The organism is Pseudomonas sp. Leaf59 (assembly GCF_920984685.1).
In the GTDB taxonomy this organism is placed as follows: Bacteria; Pseudomonadota; Gammaproteobacteria; order Pseudomonadales; family Pseudomonadaceae; genus Aquipseudomonas.
In genome coordinates, this window is record NZ_CAKLBR010000005.1 from 1 (window position 1) to 14510 (window position 14510).

Sequence of the window (14510 nt, forward strand, 5' to 3'; positions counted from 1 at the left end):
TTAAGATCTTTCGTCTCAACCGAGGCGCGCATTCTACAGCAGCCTCATTTGCTGTCAAGTGATTATTTTCAGAAGCTTTCGAAGAATTCTTCAACAACTTCAACCACTTGCGCTTCCGATCTCTCGTTAGCGGGAGGCGAATTCTACAGCGTTACACGCTGCTGTCAACACCTCTTTTTCTCCGCTTTCGACCGAGAAGATCGAGAAGATCGAGAAGATCGAAACGTTAATAGCGCCAGACAACACCGCACTATCAACTTCTTCCGGACTTCGATGAACTGAAGCAACTCGCTGTCGAATCTTGCATAACTACTTGTTTACCAAGGAGTTTTCCGTTTCGACTGCGCCGGAAGTGGGGCGAATTATAGACGTCCAGAATCTGCCGTCAACCCCTAAATTTGCATTCCCTATCAATTAGTTGAGGTTGATTAAAAAGTCATCAATTACCCACTCCTCTATATAGAAGAGAAAGGTCAGATAACGCCAGCCTCTTTCAGAACAGCGATTTTCTCAGGACTCATCCCCAACAAAGCCTGCAGCACCTGGGCCGTATGCTCCCCTAATAGAGGAGGGGGGCTGCGATATTCAACAGGCGTCTTGGACAGCCGCATCGGGCTGGCAACCTGAGGCACTCTGCCGGCCAGTACATGAGGCAGCTCCATCGCCAGACCACGCGACTTGACCTGCGGATCGGCAAACACCTGCGCAAGATCATTGATCGGCCCACACGGCACACCGACACGCTCCAGCGATGACACCCACTCGGCTGTCGTCTTGAAAACGGTGACCTGGCGAATCAACGGGATCAACTGCGCTCGGTTGGCCACCCGCATCTGGTTGGTGGCGAAACGCGCATCATCCGCCCACTGCGACTGCCCGGCAGCTTCAGCGAACTTGCGAAACTGCGCGTCATTACCCACCGTCAGGATAAAATCGCCGTCGGCCGTGGGGAAGTCCTGATACGGCACGATGTTTGGATGAGCATTACCCAGGCGTTTGGGCGAAACACCTGTGGTCAGATAATTCATCGCCTGGTTGGCCAGGCAAGCCACCTGCACATCCAGTAACGCCATATCGATATGTTGTCCCCCACCGTCGTGGTCGCGGTGCGCCAGCGCCGCCAGGATCGCCACGCTTGAGTAAAGGCCCGTCAGAATGTCCGTCAACGCCACCCCAACCTTCACCGGCCCCGCCCCCTCATCATCCTCCGACCGGCCGGTCAGGCTCATGAGCCCACCCAACCCCTGGATCATGAAGTCATAGCCCGCGCGCGACGCATACGGCCCCGTCTGACCAAACCCCGTAATCGAGCAATAAATCAGCTCCGGGTTGATCGCCTTGAGCGACTCATAGTCCAGCCCATACGCGGCGAGACCACCCACCTTGAAATTCTCGATCAGAATGTCGGACTTGGCCGCCAGCTCACGTACCAGCTTCTGCCCCTCCGGCCGGGTGAAGTCGATGGTCACCGACTCCTTATTGCGGTTAGCCGACAGGTAATACGCCGCCTCACTCGTATTCTCGCCGTATGCGTCCTTAAGGAACGGAGGCCCCCACGCGCGGGTGTCATCACCCTTACCCGGCCGCTCAACCTTGATCACCTCAGCCCCAAGGTCCGCAAGAATCTGCCCAGCCCAAGGGCCTGCAAGCACTCGCGATAAATCCAGTACCCGTAAATGCGAAAGCGCGCCCATGCCCATGCTCCTATTAATAGAAAGCCTGGAGACCGGTTTGCGCACGCCCAAGAATCAGAGCGTGCACATCGTGGGTGCCTTCATAGGTGTTGACCACCTCAAGATTGACCAGGTGACGCGCCACCCCGAACTCATCGGAGATCCCGTTGCCGCCCAACATATCCCGCGCCATACGCGCGATATCCAAAGACTTGCCGCACGAGTTGCGCTTCATGATCGATGTGATCTCGACCGCAGCCGTGCCCTCGTCTTTCATCCGCCCCAGACGCAGGCAGCCTTGCAAGGCCAGGGTGATTTCGGTCTGCATGTCGGCCAGCTTCTTCTGAATCAACTGGGTGGCGGCCAACGGTCGCCCGAACTGCTGGCGATCAAGGGTGTATTGGCGCGCGGTGTGCCAACAGAATTCCGCGGCACCCAATGCGCCCCACGAAATGCCGTAGCGCGCCGAGTTGAGGCACGTAAAAGGCCCTTTCAAACCGCGCACGTCGGGAAAAATGTTCTCTTCCGGCACAAATACGTTTTCCATCACGATCTCACCGGTGATGGAAGCCCGAAGCCCCACCTTGCCGTGAATCGCCGGAGCACTCAGGCCCTTCCAGCCTTTCTCCAATACAAATCCACGGATATCACCGGCATCGTCCTTGCCCCACACCACGAACACATCCGCGATCGGGCTATTGGTGATCCACATCTTGGCGCCGGTCAGGCTGTAGCCGCCTTCCACTTTGCGTGCACGGGTAATCATCGCGCCAGGGTCGGAACCATGGTCAGGTTCCGTCAGGCCAAAACAGCCGATCCACTCGCCGGACGCCAGCTTCGGCAGGTACTTCTGTTTCTGCGCCTCGGTGCCGAACTCATTGATCGGCACCATGACCAGTGACGATTGCACACTCATCATCGAGCGATAACCCGAATCGACACGCTCCACTTCGCGAGCAATCAACCCGTAGCTGACGTAATTCAAACCGCTGCCACCGTACTGCTCGGGAATCATTGCACCGAGCAATCCGGTCTCGCCCATTTCACGGAAGATGGCAGGGTCGGTCTTTTCATGGCGGAAGGCTTCAAGAACGCGCGGCGCCAGCTTGTCCTGCGCGAATTGCTCGGCCGTGTCGCGCACCATGCGCTCCTCTTCGGTGAGCTGTTGATCCAGCAGAAGCGGATCGATCCAGTTGAAGCTTGCCTTGCCAGCCATGAATAAGTCCTCGGTGAGAGATTCAGAAGTCGTGCATGCAGCGTAGGTCGGGCAAGAGGAGACGGCAAACGAGGTTTCCGCATAGCCTTGTGATAATTTGTCACTTCGTAATACTCAAGATCGCCGCAGACGCGCCTTTGATGTGAGAGCACGGTACATGCGCAGAAAAATCCCCAGCACCACCGCCCTCGTCAGTTTCGAAGCCGCGGCCCGTCACGAGAGCTTTACCAAGGCGGCCTACGAGCTTTCCATTACTCAGGGCGCCATTTGTCGACAGATTGCCAGCCTTGAAGAGTTTTTGAGTGTCGAGCTGTTCCGTCGCTCGCGACGCGGCGTCAAGTTAACGGAAGCCGGGCTGTCCTATAGCCGCAGAGTTGCCACGCAACTGGATGCCGTAGAACGCGACACTTTGTCGGTGATGGGCCAGCAGGGCACCAATGTCATCGAGCTGGCCGTGGTGCCGACTTTTGGTACGCAATGGCTGATCCCCCGCCTGAAGGACTTTCAGCACCAGCACCCGGAAGTCACCGTCAACCTGACCAACCGTACGCGCCCGTTCCTGTTTGCCGACACGGAATTCGACGCGGCCATCTACTTTGGCGACGCCGACTGGTCCGGTACCGAATCCCACAGGTTGATGGGCGAAAACCCCGTGCCGGTCTGCAGCCCAGGACTGCTCGGCACGCGCAAATGTTTCAGCCCGCAGGAAATAGCGGAACGGCCGCTGCTGCAACAGACCACCCGCCCTTATGCCTGGCGCCAGTGGTTCAACGCCCAACAGCTGAATGTACCTCGCGACATGACAGGCCCCCGTTACGAGCTGTTCTCGATGCTGTCCCAGGCAGCCATGCATGACATGGGCATCGCCCTGATTCCGCCCTTCCTTATCCAGCGAGAGCTTGAAGAACAGCGATTGGTGATCGCCAACCCTGAAGCGCTGGCCAGCACCAAAGCCTATTTCCTCATGATTCCCGAGAGAAAGGTCGGATCTGCCTCATTACACGCTTTCAGAGACTGGCTGATTGAGCAGTCACGGCGCTACAGCCCCAGCATTTAAAGGAAAACAGTAATTTACTGACCTTGTAGTCAAATACTGTAAAGCCCTACAGATATATTTATATGTCGCAATTAAGTCGACTGTATTCCCCGTCCAAAAAAAGCTTCAACCTCATTATTTTCAAGGGTTGCAGCGACTCTCAATGTTCAATCCACGACGTTTCATAGCAGTCCTGAAAAAACACGCTATAAACACAGTTACCCGTCTAACTATATGATGTTGAACAGGTTAATCCATCATATTGCGACAATCAGTCACACGGTGACTTGTAGTTAATTATTCGTCACCCGTCATAATCCCTTGAAGGCCGTAAAGTTCGCCTGCAAAATGCCGCGCCCCGCTGTCATTTCTGCGGGGTCGTGCTGATCGGCCGCCCCAGTTGCGCCACTCGCGGTGCACTGGCCTTTTTACAAAAAGATCAAAAGCAAAAAGATCATGCAGGAGATTTGACGTGCACATTGGTGTTCCTCTCGAAACCCAGACCGGTGAAACGCGGGTGGCTGCCACCCCGGAAACCATCAAGAAGCTGATCGGCCAGGGCCACAAGGTCACGGTGCAAAGCGGAGCAGGCGCCAAGGCCAGCATCGTCGACAGCGCCTATGAAACGGCCGGCGCAACCATTGGCAGTGCCAACGATGCCTTTGGCGCCGAGCTGATTCTCAAGGTCGTGGCACCCAGCGACAGCGAACTGGCGCTGATCAAAAGTGGCACCGTCCTGGTGGGCATGCTCAACCCGTTCAGCAACGAAACCATCGCCAGGCTAGCCGGGCACGGCATCACTGCCTTCGCCCTCGAAGCGGCGCCGCGTACATCACGCGCCCAAAGCCTCGACGTGCTGTCCTCCCAGGCCAACATCGCCGGTTACAAGGCCGTGTTGCTGGCCGCGCACCACTACCCGCGCTTCATGCCGATGCTGATGACCGCCGCAGGCACCGTGAAAGCGGCGCGCGTGTTGATCCTTGGCGCCGGCGTCGCAGGCCTGCAGGCCATCGCGACAGCGAAACGCCTGGGTGCGGTGATCGAAGCGTCCGACGTGCGTCCGGCAGTAAAAGAACAAATCGAGTCCCTCGGTGCCAAGTTCGTTGACGTGCCCTACGAAACTGATGAAGAACGCGAATGCGCGGTCGGTGTCGGCGGTTACGCCCGCCCGATGCCCGCCAGTTGGATGCAGCGTCAGGCCCTGGCCGTGCATGAACGCGCCAAACAGGCCGATATCGTCATCACCACCGCCCTGATCCCCGGCCGCAAGGCGCCAACCCTGCTCAGCGCCGAGACCGTTGCGCAGATGAAGCCTGGCTCGGTGGTTATCGACCTCGCCGCCGCCCAGGGTGGCAACTGCCCACTGACCGTCGCCGATCAGGTCGTCGTGGAAAACGGCGTGATCATCTGCGGCCCGACCAACCTCGCCGGCGCCGTGGCCGCCGACGCCTCGGCCCTGTACGCGCGCAACCTGCTGGACTTCCTGAAGCTGGTGTTCACCAAGGAAGGGCAGTTTGAAATCAACCTCGAAGACGACATCGTCGCCGCGTGCCTGATGTGCCGCGACGGCCAAGTCATCCGCAAAAACGCCTAAGCAGGGATTCAGACAATGGAAGAGCTTATCTCCCCGGGTATCTACAACCTGATCATCTTTGTGCTGGCGATTTATGTCGGTTACCACGTGGTCTGGAACGTTACACCCGCGCTGCACACGCCATTGATGGCGGTGACCAACGCGATCTCGGCAATCGTGATCGTCGGCGCCATGCTGGCCGCCGCCCTCACGGTGACGCCGCTGGGCAAGACCATGGGCACCCTGGCCGTGGCCCTGGCGGCGGTGAACGTGTTCGGTGGTTTCCTGGTGACTCGTAGGATGCTTGAGATGTTCAAGAAGAAAGCGCCCAAGGTTAAAGAAGAGGTGCAGAAATAATGAGCATGAATCTGGTGACGACGCTCTACCTGATCGCGTCGATCTGTTTCATCCAGGCCCTCAAAGGCCTGTCGCACCCCACCACGTCACGACGCGGCAACCTGTTCGGCATGCTCGGCATGGCGCTGGCGGTACTCACTACCGTGGGCCTCATCTATAAGCTCGGCGCTGAACTCGCGACGGCCGGCATCGGCTATGTGATCGTCGGCCTGCTGATCGGCGGCACCGCCGGCTCGATCATGGCCAAGCGCGTGGAAATGACCAAGATGCCAGAGCTGGTGGCGTTCATGCACAGCATGATTGGCCTGGCTGCGGTATTTATTGCAATTGCCGCTGTGGTCGAGCCGCAATCGCTGGGTATCGTCAAACAACTGGGTGATGCGATTCCTGCCGGTAACCGCCTGGAACTGTTCCTCGGCGCAGCCATCGGCGCCATCACCTTCTCCGGTTCGGTGATCGCCTTCGGCAAGCTGTCGGGCAAGTACAAATTCCGCCTGTTCCAGGGCGCGCCGGTACAGTTCGCCGGTCAGCATAAGCTGAACCTGGTGCTTGGTCTGACAACACTGGGCCTGGGCCTGCTGTTCATGCTCACCGGCAACCTCACAGCTTTCGCGCTGATGCTGGCCCTGGCGTTTGTACTGGGCGTGCTGATCATCATCCCCATCGGCGGCGCTGACATGCCGGTGGTGGTGTCGATGCTCAACAGCTATTCCGGCTGGGCGGCGGCAGGTATCGGCTTTTCGCTGAACAACTCGATGCTGATCATCGCCGGCTCGCTGGTCGGCTCCAGCGGCGCGATCCTGTCGTACATCATGTGCAAGGCCATGAACCGTTCCTTCTTTAATGTGCTGCTCGGCGGTTTCGGCAATGCGCCGGATGCCGGTGCGGCGGCAGGGTCGAAAGAAGCGCGCCCGGTGAAGTCCGGCTCGGCCGACGACGCGACGTTCCTGCTGACCAATGCCGACACCGTGATCATCGTCCCAGGCTACGGCCTGGCCGTGGCACGCGCGCAGCATGCGCTCAAGGAACTGACCGAGAAGCTCACCCACCGCGGCGTCACCGTGAAGTACGCGATCCACCCCGTGGCCGGCCGTATGCCAGGGCACATGAACGTACTGCTGGCCGAGGCGGAAGTGCCTTACGACCAGGTGTTCGAGATGGAGGACATCAACTCCGAGTTCGGCCAGGCCGACGTGGTGCTGGTGCTGGGCGCAAACGACGTGGTCAACCCGGCCGCCAAGAACGACCCGAACTCGCCGATTGCCGGCATGCCAATCCTCGAGGCATTCAAGGCCAAAACCATCATCGTCAACAAGCGCTCGATGGCCAGCGGCTATGCCGGGCTGGACAACGAACTGTTCTACCTCGACAAGACCATGATGGTCTTTGGTGATGCCAAAAAAGTCATTGAAGATATGGTGAAGGCCGTCGAATAACCTGCTCCAGCGCAACACACCAAACCCCGGCCTGTCGTAGGCTGGGGTTTTTTAATGCGCGGGTAAAACCGACCAAAGGCTCTACATCAAGCGTTGGCATGCGACCATGGTAGCGCGCCGAAACTTTTTGAAATGACTAAACTGCGCACCTTGCCTCCGTAGCCCGAGATAACTATCCATGTACCGTGATCGTATCCGCTTGCCTTCATTGATGAACAAGGTCATGAGCGCGGCCGACGCCGCCGCACTGATCGAGGACGGCATGACCGTCGGCATGAGCGGCTTCACCCGCGCCGGCGAAGCCAAGGCCGTGCCCCACGCCCTGGCCGAACGCGCCAGAATTTCACCGCTGAAAATCACCCTGATGACCGGCGCCAGCCTGGGCAACGACCTGGACAAGCAATTGACCGAAGCCGGTGTGCTGTCCCGCCGCATGCCGTTCCAGGTCGACAGCACCCTGCGCAAGGCGATCAACGCCGGCCAAGTGATGTTCATCGATCAGCACCTGTCGGAAACCGTCGAGCAATTACGCAACAACCAGCTCAAGTTGCCGGACATTGCCGTGATCGAAGCGATCGCCATCACCGAGCAGGGGCATATCGTGCCCACCACGTCGGTGGGCAACTCGGCCAGCTTTGCGATTTTCGCCAAACAGGTAATCGTCGAAATCAACCTGGCGCACAACCCGAATCTGGAAGGGTTGCACGACATCTATATCCCGACTTACCGACCGACCCGCACACCGATCCCGCTGGTGAATGTCGACGATCGCATCGGCAGTACCGCGATTCCGATTCCACCGGAAAAGATCGTCGCCATCGTCATCACCAACCAGGCGGATTCGGCTTCGACCGTGACGCCACCGGACAGCGACACCCAGGGCATCGCCGATCACCTGATCAACTTCCTCAAGCAGGAAGTCGACGCCGGGCGCATGACCAACAGGCTCGGCCCGCTGCAGGCCGGCATCGGCAATATCGCCAACGCGGTGATGTGCGGCCTGATCGAATCGCCGTTCGAAGACCTGACCATGTATTCGGAAGTGTTGCAGGATTCGACATTCGACCTGATCGACGCCGGCAAGCTGAGCTTCGCCTCCGGCAGCTCCATCACTTTGTCGGAACGTCGCAATGCAGACGTATTCGGCAACCTGGAACACTACAAGGACAAGCTGATACTGCGCCCACAGGAGATTTCCAATCACCCTGAAGTGGTGCGGCGCCTGGGTATTATCGGTATCAACACGGCGCTGGAGTTCGACATCTACGGCAACGTCAACTCCACCCACGTTTGCGGCACGCGCATGATGAACGGCATCGGCGGCTCCGGCGACTTCGCGCGCAATGCGCATCTGGCGATCTTCGTCACCAAGTCGATTGCCAAGGATGGCGCGATTTCCAGTGTGGTGCCGATGGTCAGCCATGTGGACCACACCGAGCATGACGTCGATATCCTCGTGACCGAAGTCGGCCTGGCCGACCTGCGCGGCCTGGCGCCACGGGAAAGGGCGCGGGTGATCATCGACAACTGCGTGCACCCGGCGTACCGCGATGCCCTCAACCGTTACTTTGAAGCTGCCTGCGCTATCGGCGGGCATACGCCGCACATCCTGCGCGAAGCACTGAGCTGGCACATTAACCTGGAAGAAACCGGGCATATGCTCAAGGCGTGATGGATACAGATTCGAGCTGATGCAAACACAGTTTGCTCAGCTCGCAGCCAACGCCCGCACTTATGTAAAAAACTGTACTGCTGTACTGGTCATTTCCTACCGAAATATCCTACGCCTCAGCTCGAAATTACTTATTTCGCACTGTTTCAGTGCGGACAGGTACAGTTGCCCCATTTCCGTACAGTACAGCACCTTTAAACAGTTAACTGGGCCCTCACAATACAGGTGAACTGTATCTGGAGAGTCTTGCGCCCGAGGAGGATCATTGGCATCAGTTAAACCACTACCTAATCCCGCCATAAGCGGAAGGATGCAATCATGGAACGTACACTCAGTTCCGAACTGTTCTTCGAAGAAAAAGCTGTAAATAACCAGGCTTCCATGCCTTTGCGCGTTCTGGCCAACCTGATGTTGTGGCAGCGCCGCATCTCCAGCCGCCATCAACTGGCTCGCCTGGATTCGCGTCTGCTGGCTGACGCCGGTATCAGCGAAGCTCAACGCTACGAAGAGCTGAGCAAGCCGTTCTGGCGCTGATTGGCGCTCGCTGGCCCTGACCTTCCGGGTCCAACGCCAGCAATCTGATTTGTCAAAACAAAGCCCGCCCCGGGAGACCGGAGGCGGGTTTTGTTGTATTCGGCGTTTGGATCTGAAAACGATTTACTTCGAAAATAGTACAGTTCTTATAAACTAAAAAAGCACCAGTACAATTAAAGCAGCGATATAAAATTACCCGAACACTCAAGCGGCAGCCTAATATCCCGCTACTACGTGGCGAACCGTGCAGAGCTGACGTCTGATTGCTCGATGGCAACATTGCCCACAGCGCAGAGGTCTTGCGCCACCTTGATTGTTCATCCACAGGAGTCACCCCATGTCCCGTCTTCGTCTGTTGAGCGCTGCCACGCTTCTCGTTGTGGCCGCCAATGCTCACGCCAGCAGCTTTATCGTCACCACCGATTCCATCGTCGGCGCGCTGAAAGCCACATCCGATGCAACCTCCGACGCCACGTCCTCCCTGCGCGACAACAAAGTCGTACGCGCCGCCCGTGACGACGCCGCCAGTTTTGTCGCCAGTGAAGGTGCTATCCGTGGCGTGAAGCTGGAGAGCGCCCTGGCGCAGATCCGCCAACAGGCGCCGCAGCTCAATACCGCAACCGATGCACAACTGGCCCAGGCGATCCTGGCTATCTGATAACCGCGGTATAGGAAAAGGGAGCGCCAGCCGCTCCCAAACGCCGCTGCGCTGGCTCTCGCCGGGGCATTGCGCTAGCCTTGGCGCTCGTTATCAAGCGTCGAGTCCCATGGCTTTTTCTTACCGCCTGTTCACTGTTGCCGCGTTGATGTGTGCTGGCTGGTCACCGTTGGCTTCGGCCTTTGACGTGACCGTGCAGAGCACCGTCGTCAGCGTGTACGCCACCAGCAAGGTGACGTCCGCCCCCTTCGACAGAAAAAGAGTACTGGCCGCACGGGATGATGCTGCCGCTTTCATTGCCACTGACGGCCAATGGCGGGGCGCACGCCTGGAGTCTGCGCTGGATTACCTGCGCCGCACCCGGCCAAAACTTCATGCAAGCGACCTTGAACTGGCGCAGGCAATTCTCGTCCAATCATCATCTTAATATTCTGGAGCCATTCCATGCGTAGCCCGCTGATCGTCGCCGTCCTCGGCCTGCTGTTCCTGGCGGATGTCGCCCAGGCGCAAACCCTCAAGGCCACCAGTAACATCGTCGTCCGTGCCTCAGCGCGCACCATCGACTTCACCTCGGACACCACCACCTCCATCCGCGACTCCAAAGTCGTGCGTGAAGCCCACGATGATGCTGCCAGTTTCGTCGCCACCCATGGCGAGATCCGCGGCGCACAACTCGAAGCCGCCTTCGACACCCTGCGCACCCGCGTGCCCGAAGCCCGCGACGCCACTGACCAGACCCTCGCCGAAGCTATTCTCGCTCTGTGAGGCGCCTGCTCGCCTGGCTCCTGGCCGGGATTGTGCTGCTGTGTAGCGGCGCAGCCCAGGCCAGCCTGCAACTGCGGCTCAAGACCGAAGGCCTGAGCCCCGCCGAACAGCAGGCCAGCCAGGCACTGCTCGATGAAGCGATGCGCGCCTTGCCGCCCCGTTTTATCGAGCAACTGGACCGCCGCATCGATGTCGGCTGGACCGACCAGATGCCCGAAAACGCTTACGGCCAGGCCTCGCTGGTGTCCGAGCTCGACCTCAACCGCAACCTGCTCGCCAGCCTCACCGACGGCAGCGCTGCCACCCGGAAGACCCATCGCCCCCACGGCACCGTGCGCCGGGAAATGCTCGCCACCGTGCTGCATGAACTGACCCACATCTACGACCGTGCGCGCCTGTGGTCCAAAGACGAGCGCGCGCTGATCAACCGCTGCAGCCGCCAGAACAGCATCACCGGTCTGATCGGCCTGCCTGACCAATGCCGGGGTCAGAACAACCGCCGCTTCACCCTCAGCGATGATCCACGCCTGCTGGACATCGCTGGCTGGCCGCAATATGTGGGCCGTCGCGGCGAACGCGAACAGCACAACCGCCAGATCGCGCGCAGCCCGGACATTTACGAAACCACCAGCCCGCTGGAGTTCGTGGCGGTCAACATGGAGTACTTCCTCCTCGACCCAAGCTACGCCTGCCGTCGCCCTTCGCTGTTCCGCTATTACAAAGAACACTTCGGCTGGGCGCCCCCCCAGCAGGACGCCTGCGAAAAGACCTACGCCTTCCTCAACGCCGGCAATGACTTTGCCAAAACGCCACTGGGCCACGTCGATCCCGAGCGCGTCTACGAAATCGACTACCTGCTCGCCGAAGCCAACCAGAATTTGGTCAGCCGCTGGGGTCATAGCATGTTGCGTCTGGTGATCTGCGCCCCCGGGCGCCCTCGTGGCCCGGATTGTCGGCTGGACCTGGACCAGCATCTGGTGTTGTCCTACCGCGCATTCGTCGGTGACGTACAACTGTCGAGCTGGGACGGTCTGGTGGGCAAGTACCCGTCACGCCTGTTCGTGCTGCCGCTGGCCCAGGTGATCGACGAGTACACCAAGACCGAGCTGCGCGGCCTGGCCTCCGTACCGTTGAAGCTGTCGCGCCAGGAGATCAACGACACCGTCGAACACGCCGCCGAGATGCACTGGAGCTACGACGGCAACTATTTCTTCATCTCCAACAACTGCGCCGTCGAAAGCCTCAAGCTGTTGCGCAGCGGCAGCGCCAACCCGCAACTGACCGGGCTGGACAACATCACCCCCAATGGCCTGCTCGAAGTGCTGCAAGCCCGGGGCCTGGCGGACACCAGCGTACTGGACGACAAACGCAAGGCATTGCGCCTGGGTTACCACTTCGACTCGTTCCGTGAGCGCTACCAGGCGATGTTCGATGTGCTGCGCAAATACCTGCCGATCAAGCAGACCGAGGTCGAAGACTGGCTGTCGCTGAGTGCCCAGGAGCGCCGTCAATGGTTCGACCAGGCCGACCTGCGCACCAGCGCCGCGTTGCTGCTGCTGGAGCAGGCCAGCTTTCGCAGACAGTTGATGCTGGCGCAGGACGAAGTCAAACAACGCTACCTCGGTGCCCGCGAGTTGAAGAACGGTGGCATGGAGAAGGCCAACGCCACGCTGCAACAGATCCTCGCCAACAGCGGCTTCCTCAGCCGCCCGGCGGAGCTGCTTGGCAGCAGCGGTTACGGTCTGCCGCAGCCGTCGGAAGCCAAGCGTCTTGAATCGGAGAGCGCCGAACGCCAGAAACAACTGCAATCGCTGACTGGCGAGCTGGATAAAGAGGTGAGGGCGCTGCTGGAGCCATCCCGCGCCGCCGAGATCGCCGCGTGCGAGGCGAATCTCAAGCAAGTCGGCGAGCACCTGCGCAGCCTCCATAAAGCCGCTGGCGGCCTTGAACTGCCGTAGACCCTGTGTTGCACCACAATCCAGATCTGGGAGGGGGCTTGCTCCCTCCCACATAAAGCCAGGCTATATAAATTCAAGCAGTGTGAAATTTTTTACCGTGTGTCCCCCGTTTCCCCGGCGAAAGCTGGCTGAAAGCTTACGCGTCTAGGATCGCCCTCACTGTCGGCAACAGACCGACTGTTAACAACAACAATGGTGATCCCTGATGTCCGCTAGTAACCGCCTGCTTGCCCTCACTCCCCCCGTACGCCTCGTGCCTTTCGTTCTGCGCTGACCCCAACCGGTTCGCCATTCCCTAGCCGCGCTACGCCTGGAGTATCCCTATGCTGACTTTCCTTGGCTTTGCCATGGTCATCACGTTCATGTTCCTGATCATGACCAAGCGCCTGTCCGCGCTGATCGCCTTGATCATCGTGCCGATCCTGTTCGCGCTGTTCGGCGGTTTCGCACCGAAGATCGGCCCGATGATGCTCGAAGGCATCACCAAGCTTGCGCCGACCGGCGTGATGCTGATGTTCGCCATCCTCTACTTTGCCCTGATGATCGACTCCGGCCTGTTCGACCCGGCCGTGCGCAAGATCCTCAAGATGGTCAAGGGCGACCCGCTGAAAGTGTCCGTGGGCACCGCCGTGCTGGCGTTGGTTGTGTCACTCGACGGTGACGGCGCCACCACCTACATGATCTGCGTGGCAGCCATGCTGCCGCTGTACAAACGCATCGGCATGAGCCCGCGGATCATGGCCGGCCTGATCATCCTCGCCGGTGGCGTGATGAACATGACCCCCTGGGGTGGCCCGACCGCCCGTGCCGCCAGCGCGCTGCATGTGGACCCGTCCGACATCTTCGTACCCATGATTCCGGCCATGGCTGCCGGCATAGTGGCGATCCTGGTGATCGCCTATATGTACGGCAAGCGCGAACGTGCACGCCTGGGTGAGCTGCACCTGCAGGGCGACGACATCGACCACAGCGACATCAGCGTGTCGCAATTCCCCGACGCCCGTCGTCCCAAGCTGATCTGGTTCAACGGCGCGCTGACCCTGGGCCTGATGTGCACACTGATCGCCGGCCTGTTGCCGCTGCCGGTGCTGTTCATGGTGGCGTTCAGTATCGCCATGATCGTCAACTACCCGTGCCTGCAACAACAGAAAGACCGCGTCGCCGCCCATGCCGGCAGCGTATTGGCGGTGGTCGGGTTGATCTTCGCCGCCGGTATCTTCACCGGCATCCTGTCGGGCACCGGAATGGTCGACGCCATGTCCAAGAGCCTGCTGGCGGTCATCCCGGAAGCCCTGGGTCCTTACCTGGCAGTGATCACCGCGCTGGTGAGTATGCCGTTCACGTTCTTCATGTCCAACGACGCGTTCTACTATGGCGTGCTGCCCGTACTGGCCGAAGCCGCCAGCCACTACGGCATCACCGCCGTGGAAATGGCCCGCGCCTCGATCGTTGGCCAACCGGTGCACTTGCTCAGCCCGCTGGTGCCTTCGACGTACCTGCTGGTGGCTCTGGCCGGTATCGAATTCGGCGATCACCAGCGCTTTACCCTGAAGTGGGCAGTGCTGGTATGCCTGTGCATAATGTTCGCCGCATTGCTGATGGGGATTTTTCCGCTGTTCAGCACTCTATAAT

The 14510-nt window shown here is 59.4% G+C and carries 13 protein-coding genes; 11 read left to right on the top strand and 2 right to left on the bottom strand.

Translation table 11 applies throughout. The features are described 5' to 3' along the window. Positions 1-473 precede the first annotated feature (473 nt). Together LUB09_RS06915 and LUB09_RS06920 are read right to left on the bottom strand one after the other, a co-directional pair. Positions 474-1694 carry a CaiB/BaiF CoA transferase family protein gene (locus LUB09_RS06915; RefSeq protein WP_231422151.1) on the bottom strand — a complete coding sequence of 407 codons (1221 nt, stop codon included), beginning with the start codon at positions 1692-1694 and terminating at the stop codon, positions 474-476. A 13-nt stretch (positions 1695-1707) separates the two neighbouring features. Continuing rightward, positions 1708-2889: an acyl-CoA dehydrogenase gene (locus LUB09_RS06920; protein WP_057006156.1), complete on the bottom strand. Its 1182-nt coding sequence runs from the start codon at positions 2887-2889 to the stop codon at positions 1708-1710. Positions 2890-3046: 157 nt separating this feature from the next. Here LUB09_RS06920 and LUB09_RS06925 point away from each other — a divergent pair, with 157 nt between their 5' ends. The 11 genes from LUB09_RS06925 (at position 3047) to LUB09_RS06975 (ending at position 14509) form a co-directional block, all read left to right on the top strand. Then, a complete protein-coding gene (locus LUB09_RS06925) occupies positions 3047-3946 on the top strand; it encodes a LysR family transcriptional regulator (RefSeq protein WP_209986947.1) in 900 nt (299 codons plus the stop codon). Positions 3947-4397: 451 nt separating this feature from the next. After that, positions 4398-5519, top strand: a complete 1122-nt coding sequence (locus tag LUB09_RS06930) for a Re/Si-specific NAD(P)(+) transhydrogenase subunit alpha (RefSeq protein ID WP_209986943.1) — start codon at positions 4398-4400, stop codon at positions 5517-5519. A 15-nt stretch (positions 5520-5534) separates the two neighbouring features. Continuing rightward, the gene (locus tag LUB09_RS06935) at positions 5535-5855 is read left to right on the top strand and encodes an NAD(P) transhydrogenase subunit alpha (protein WP_025854291.1); all 321 of its coding nucleotides are present in this window, start codon (positions 5535-5537) and stop codon (positions 5853-5855) included. Continuing rightward, positions 5855-7291 carry an NAD(P)(+) transhydrogenase (Re/Si-specific) subunit beta gene (locus LUB09_RS06940; RefSeq protein ID WP_231422153.1) on the top strand — a complete coding sequence of 479 codons (1437 nt, stop codon included), beginning with the start codon at positions 5855-5857 and terminating at the stop codon, positions 7289-7291. The genes LUB09_RS06935 and LUB09_RS06940 overlap by 1 nt, the downstream gene beginning before the upstream one ends. A gap of 178 nt (positions 7292-7469) precedes the next feature. Then, positions 7470-8963 (top strand): acetyl-CoA hydrolase/transferase family protein, encoded by a 1494-nt coding sequence (locus LUB09_RS06945; protein ID WP_209986935.1) that lies wholly within the window; start codon positions 7470-7472, stop codon positions 8961-8963. A gap of 318 nt (positions 8964-9281) precedes the next feature. Next, positions 9282-9497 (top strand): DUF1127 domain-containing protein, encoded by a 216-nt coding sequence (locus tag LUB09_RS06950; RefSeq protein ID WP_003233780.1) that lies wholly within the window; start codon positions 9282-9284, stop codon positions 9495-9497. Between the two features lie 337 nt (positions 9498-9834). Further along, positions 9835-10155, top strand: a complete 321-nt coding sequence (locus LUB09_RS06955; RefSeq protein WP_057006161.1) for a DUF2388 domain-containing protein — start codon at positions 9835-9837, stop codon at positions 10153-10155. A 109-nt stretch (positions 10156-10264) separates the two neighbouring features. Continuing rightward, positions 10265-10582, top strand: a complete 318-nt coding sequence (locus LUB09_RS06960; protein WP_231422154.1) for a DUF2388 domain-containing protein — start codon at positions 10265-10267, stop codon at positions 10580-10582. Between the two features lie 17 nt (positions 10583-10599). Continuing rightward, positions 10600-10920, top strand: a complete 321-nt coding sequence (locus LUB09_RS06965; RefSeq protein WP_209986930.1) for a DUF2388 domain-containing protein — start codon at positions 10600-10602, stop codon at positions 10918-10920. Next, positions 10917-12878 carry a DUF7844 domain-containing protein gene (locus LUB09_RS06970; RefSeq protein ID WP_231422156.1) on the top strand — a complete coding sequence of 654 codons (1962 nt, stop codon included), beginning with the start codon at positions 10917-10919 and terminating at the stop codon, positions 12876-12878. The genes LUB09_RS06965 and LUB09_RS06970 overlap by 4 nt, the downstream gene beginning before the upstream one ends. A 323-nt stretch (positions 12879-13201) precedes the next feature. Then, positions 13202-14509 carry a CitMHS family transporter gene (locus tag LUB09_RS06975; protein ID WP_209986922.1) on the top strand — a complete coding sequence of 436 codons (1308 nt, stop codon included), beginning with the start codon at positions 13202-13204 and terminating at the stop codon, positions 14507-14509. The last annotated feature ends 1 nt before the right edge of the window (position 14510 follow it).

What these genes read in the sequence shown, in the direction of transcription:
- LUB09_RS06955 (WP_057006161.1), top strand. Translation starts at nt 9,835, where the DNA reads ATGTCCCGTCTTCGTCTGTTGAGCGCTGCCACGCTTCTCGTTGTGGCC.
- LUB09_RS06965 (WP_209986930.1), top strand. Translation starts at nt 10,600, where the DNA reads ATGCGTAGCCCGCTGATCGTCGCCGTCCTCGGCCTGCTGTTCCTGGCG.
- LUB09_RS06950 (WP_003233780.1), top strand. Translation starts at nt 9,282, where the DNA reads ATGGAACGTACACTCAGTTCCGAACTGTTCTTCGAAGAAAAAGCTGTA.
- LUB09_RS06925 (WP_209986947.1), top strand. Translation starts at nt 3,047, where the DNA reads ATGCGCAGAAAAATCCCCAGCACCACCGCCCTCGTCAGTTTCGAAGCC.
- LUB09_RS06915 (WP_231422151.1), bottom strand. Translation starts at nt 1,694, where the DNA reads ATGGGCGCGCTTTCGCATTTACGGGTACTGGATTTATCGCGAGTGCTT.
- LUB09_RS06920 (WP_057006156.1), bottom strand. Translation starts at nt 2,889, where the DNA reads ATGGCTGGCAAGGCAAGCTTCAACTGGATCGATCCGCTTCTGCTGGAT.
- LUB09_RS06935 (WP_025854291.1), top strand. Translation starts at nt 5,535, where the DNA reads ATGGAAGAGCTTATCTCCCCGGGTATCTACAACCTGATCATCTTTGTG.
- LUB09_RS06940 (WP_231422153.1), top strand. Translation starts at nt 5,855, where the DNA reads ATGAGCATGAATCTGGTGACGACGCTCTACCTGATCGCGTCGATCTGT.
- LUB09_RS06975 (WP_209986922.1), top strand. Translation starts at nt 13,202, where the DNA reads ATGCTGACTTTCCTTGGCTTTGCCATGGTCATCACGTTCATGTTCCTG.
- LUB09_RS06945 (WP_209986935.1), top strand. Translation starts at nt 7,470, where the DNA reads ATGTACCGTGATCGTATCCGCTTGCCTTCATTGATGAACAAGGTCATG.
- LUB09_RS06960 (WP_231422154.1), top strand. Translation starts at nt 10,265, where the DNA reads ATGGCTTTTTCTTACCGCCTGTTCACTGTTGCCGCGTTGATGTGTGCT.